The organism is Streptomyces chlorus (assembly GCF_042655885.1).
In the GTDB taxonomy this organism is placed as follows: Bacteria; Actinomycetota; Actinomycetes; order Streptomycetales; family Streptomycetaceae; genus Streptomyces; species Streptomyces chlorus.
This window is the reverse complement of sequence record NZ_JBHSOA010000063.1, coordinates 1-4,642: the sequence shown is the minus strand read 5'-3', so window position 1 is coordinate 4,642 and position 4,642 is coordinate 1. Positions and strand designations below refer to the sequence as shown.

Here is a 4,642-nt window from a genome sequence, read left to right as displayed (position 1 = left end):
CGCGTCTGCGGGTCTCGCACGCCTTCCACTCGCCGTTGATGGATCCGATGCTGGAGGAGTTCCGCACGGTCGCGGAGGGCCTGTCGTACGAGGCTCCGCGCATCGCGGTGGTGTCGAACCTGACCGGTGGGATGGCGTCGGCCGAGGAGCTGTGCTCGCCCGGGTACTGGGTGCGTCACGTCCGTGAGGCCGTGCGCTTCGCCGACGGTGTGCGGACCCTCGCCGACCGGGGCGTGACCACGTTCCTGGAGCTGGGCCCGGACGGCGTCCTCGCCGCCATGGCCCAGGAGACGGCACCGCAGGGCGCCGTCGTCGTACCGGTCCTGCGCAAGAACCGCGACGAGGAGACCACCCTCGTCGGCGCGCTCGCCCGGCTGCACGTCCACGGAGCGGGCCCCCGCTGGTCCGCGTTCTTCGCCGGCACCGGAGCCCAGTGGCTCGACCTGCCGACGTACGCCTTCCAGCGCGGCCGTTTCTGGCCGGACGTCATGCCGGGCGTCACCCCCACGGGCGGCGACGTGCAGGACACCCGGACGACGGACCGCGCGTTCTGGGACGCCGTGGAACAGGAGGACTTCGCTTCACTGGAGGCCGCTTTGGACGTCGAGGGCGACGCCCTCTCGAAGGTGCTGCCCGCCCTGTTCGACTGGCGCCGGCAGCAGAACGACGAATCGGTCATGGAGGGCTGGCGCCACCGGATCGTCTGGAAGGCGCTGACTGGCGGAGCCACCGCGAACCGCAAGACCCTGACGGGCACCTGGCTCGCCGTGATACCCGCCGAGTTCACCGAGGACCCCTGGGTGAACGCCGTGCTCGACGCGCTGGGCACCCAGGTCGTACGGCTGGCAGCGGCCGGCCCCGACCGGGCCGCGCTGGCCGGGGAGCTGCGGGCGCGCACCGAGGACGGCACACGCTTCGCCGGTGTCCTCTCGCTCCTGGCCCTGCGGGAGACCGCGGGGGGCAGCGTGCCCGAGGGAGTCGCCCTCACCGCCGTGCTGCTCCAGGCGCTCGGCGACGCCGCCCTCGGGGCGCCGCTGTGGTGCGCCACCCGGGGCGCCGTGTCCGTGAACCGCACGGACACCGTGAACCACCCGCTCCAGGCCGCCGTATGGGGGCTCGGCCGGGTCGCCGCGCTGGAGTACCCGGAGCGCTGGGGCGGTCTGGTCGACCTCCCGGAGACCCTGGACGAGCGCGCCGCGGCGGGCTTCGCCGGAGCACTGGCGGGCTTCGACGGCGAGGACCAGCTCGCGGTACGCACCTCCGCGGTCCTCGCCCGGCGCCTCGTACAGGCCCCCGGCAAGCGGCCCGTCCGCACCTGGGACCCGAACGGCACCGTGCTGATCACCGGAGGCACCGGCGCCCTCGGCGCGCAGGTCGCCCTCCGGCTCGCCAAGGACGGCGTCCAGCACCTGGTCCTGCTCAGCCGCAGCGGCCTCGCGGCGCCGGGCGCCGACGCACTGCGGGCCCAGCTCGACGGGCTCGGCACCACGGTCACCGTCGCGGCCTGCGATGTCGCGGAACGCGCCCAACTGGCCGCCGTACTCGCGGACATCCCGGCCGAGCACCCGCTCACCGGAGTGATCCACGCCGCCGGTGTGCTGGACGACGGAGTGCTCGACCGGCTCACCCCGGAGCGGTTCGAGGCGGTCTTCCGCTCGAAGGTCACCTCGGCCCTCCTGCTCGACGAACTGACCCGTGGATGGGACCTCACGGCGTTCGTGCTCTTCTCATCCGCCTCGGCGGCCGTGGGCAACCTCGGCCAGGCCAACTACGCGGCGGCCAACTCGGTCCTGGACGCCCTCGCCGAACGGCGCAGGGCACAGGACCTCCCGGCGACCTCGGTCGCCTGGGGAGCCTGGGGAGGCGGCGGAATGGCAGAAGGAGCCGGGGCCGACGAGGCCGCCAAGCGCGCCGGAGTCGGCGCCATGGACCCGGAACTGGCCTGTGAGACCATGCTCAGGCTGGTCATGGAACCCGAGCCGACCGCGGTCGTCGCGGAGGTCGCGCTGGACCGCTTCGTCGCGGCCTTCGGCACGGCCAGGCCCAGCGCCCTGCTCCGGGAGTTCCCCGGATACGACAGCATGGTCGCCGCCACGGCGGCGCCCGTGGACAGCGCGGCCGAGACCGGGCTGCGGTACCGGCTCGCCGCCCTGTCGGCGAACCGGCGCCTCGAAACCGTCGTGGACCTGGTCCGCACCCAGGCCGCTCAGGTGCTCAGCTACCCGGACACGGACGCCGTCGGCGCCGAGAAGTCCTTCCGGGACCTCGGAGTCGACTCGCTCGGAGCAGTCGAGCTGCGCAACCAGCTCAACAAGGCCACCGGCCTGAGCCTCTCCGCGACGCTCGTCTTCGACCACCCCACCCCCAGCTCCCTCGCCGAACACGTCCTCGGACAGCTGATGCCCGAGAACGCGGCGGGGACCGACAGCGAAGAAGCGGAGATCCGGGCCCTGCTGGCCTCGGTGCCGCTGGCACAACTGCGGGACATCGGTGTGCTGGAACCGTTGCTCCAGCTGGCAGGACGGGGCGAAAGCGCCCCGGCGGAAGACGACACGTCCGACGAGTCCATCGACTCGATGGCAGTGGCAGACCTGGTACGGGCCGCGCTCAACGGCCAGTCCGACCTGTAGCGCGAGAGTGATGGAGCAGACGATGAACGCCCCTACCGAGAACGCACCCGCCGCCGGCGTCGTGGAAGCACTCCGCGCCGCGATGAAGGAGTCCGAGCGACTGCGGCGACAGAACAGAATGTTCGTCGCCGCGGCCCGGGAACCCATCGCCATCGTGGGAATGAGCTGCCGGTTCCCCGGTGAGGTCTACTCCCCGGAGGACCTCTGGGAGCTCGTCGCCTCCGGCACCGACGCCATCTCCGGATTCCCCACCGACCGTGGATGGGACCTGGACGCCCTGCGCGACAGCACCACCGACGAGCGCGACACCTCCGTCAGTCAGCAGGGCGGATTCCTCAGCTGCGTACCGGACTTCGACCCGGGCTTCTTCGGCATCTCGCCCCGCGAGGCCGTCACCATGGACCCCCAGCAGCGACTGCTGCTGGAGACCACCTGGGAGGCCATCGAGCGGTCCGGCATCGACGCCACCCGGCTGCGCGGCACCCGTACCGGCGCCTTCATCGGCACCAACGGGCAGGACTACGCCTACCTCCTGGTCAGGTCGCTGGACGACGCGACCGGCGACGTCGGCACCGGCATCGCCGCCAGCGCCGTCTCCGGCCGCCTCTCGTACGCGCTCGGCCTCGAAGGCCCGGCCATCACCGTCGACACCGCGTGCTCGTCCTCTCTCGTCGCGCTCCACCTGGCCGTGCAGTCGCTGCGCAACGGCGAATGCGGACTCGCGCTCGCCGGTGGCGTCAACGTGATGTCCACCCCCGGCTCGCTCATCGAGTTCAGCCGGCAGGGCGGTCTTGCCAGGGACGGCCGCTGCAAGGCATTCTCCGAGTCCGCCGACGGCACCGGCTGGTCCGAGGGCGCGGGCGTCCTGATGCTGGAGCGCCTGTCCGACGCACAGCGCAACGGGCATCCCGTCCTCGCCGTGATCCGGGGCTCTGCGGTCAACCAGGACGGCGCCTCCAACGGCTTCACCGCGCCCAACGGCCCCTCGCAGCAGCGGGTGATCCGCCAGGCGCTCGCCAACGCCAACCTCGGCCCGGCCGACGTGGACGCCGTGGAGGCCCACGGCACCGGTACGCCGCTGGGCGACCCCATCGAGGCGCAGAGCCTGCTCGCGGGCTACGGCCAGGACCGGGAACGCCCGCTGCTGCTCGGTTCCGTGAAGTCCAACATCGGCCACACACAGGCCGCTTCCGGCGTCGCCGGCATCATCAAGATGGTCATGGCGATGCGGCACGGCGTCGTGCCGAAGACCCTCCACGCGGACGAGCCGTCCACGCACGTCGACTGGTCCGCAGGGAAGGTCGAACTACTCACCGAGGCCCGCGAGTGGCCGGACTCCGGCCGCCCGCGCCGCTCCGGCGTCTCCTCGTTCGGGGTCAGCGGCACCAACGCCCATGTGATCGTCGAGCAGGCGCCCAGCGCCGACGCGACCCCCGCCAAGGCGACGGAGGAGACCGCCCCCGCACGCCGTGCGACCGCGGTGCCGTGGGTCGTCTCGGGCCGGACCGCCGAAGCGCTGCGCGACCAGGCGGCCGCGCTCCTGAGCAGGCTGGAGCGCGAGCCCGGACTGCGCGCGGTGGACACCGCGCTTTCCCTGGCGATGTCCAGGGCGAGCCTGGAGCACCGCCTCGCGGTCGTCGCGGACGAGGACAGCGGCTCAGGGCGCGCGGCACTGGCGGCCTGGCTCAAGAACGGCACGGCGCCAGGCGCGGTGGAGGGCCTGGTCTCGGGACGCACGAAGAGTGCGGTGTTGTTCTCGGGTCAGGGTTCGCAGCGGTTGGGGATGGGCCGGGAGTTGTACGGCCGGTTCCCGGTGTTCGCGGAGGCACTGGATTCCGTACTCGCTCTGTTGGACGGCGAGTTGGGCCGTTCGTTGCGTGGGGTGATGTGGGGCGAGGATGCGGAGCTGTTGAACGAGACGGGCTTCGCTCAGCCGGCGTTGTTTGCGGTCGAGGTGGCGTTGTTCCGTCTGGTGGAGTCGTGGGGTGTCAAGCCTGACTTCGTGGCGGGGC

At 72.3% G+C, this 4,642-nt stretch carries 2 protein-coding genes; both read left to right on the top strand.

Features of this window, described 5'->3' with window-relative positions:
- Positions 1-2,630: SDR family NAD(P)-dependent oxidoreductase (locus ACFPZI_RS27150; RefSeq protein WP_381368126.1), on the top strand; the 2,630-nt coding region annotated here is incomplete at its 5' end.
- A gap of 22 nt (positions 2,631-2,652) precedes the next feature.
- The coding region (locus ACFPZI_RS27145; protein WP_381368123.1) for a type I polyketide synthase at positions 2,653-4,642 on the top strand (1,990 nt) is incomplete at its 3' end.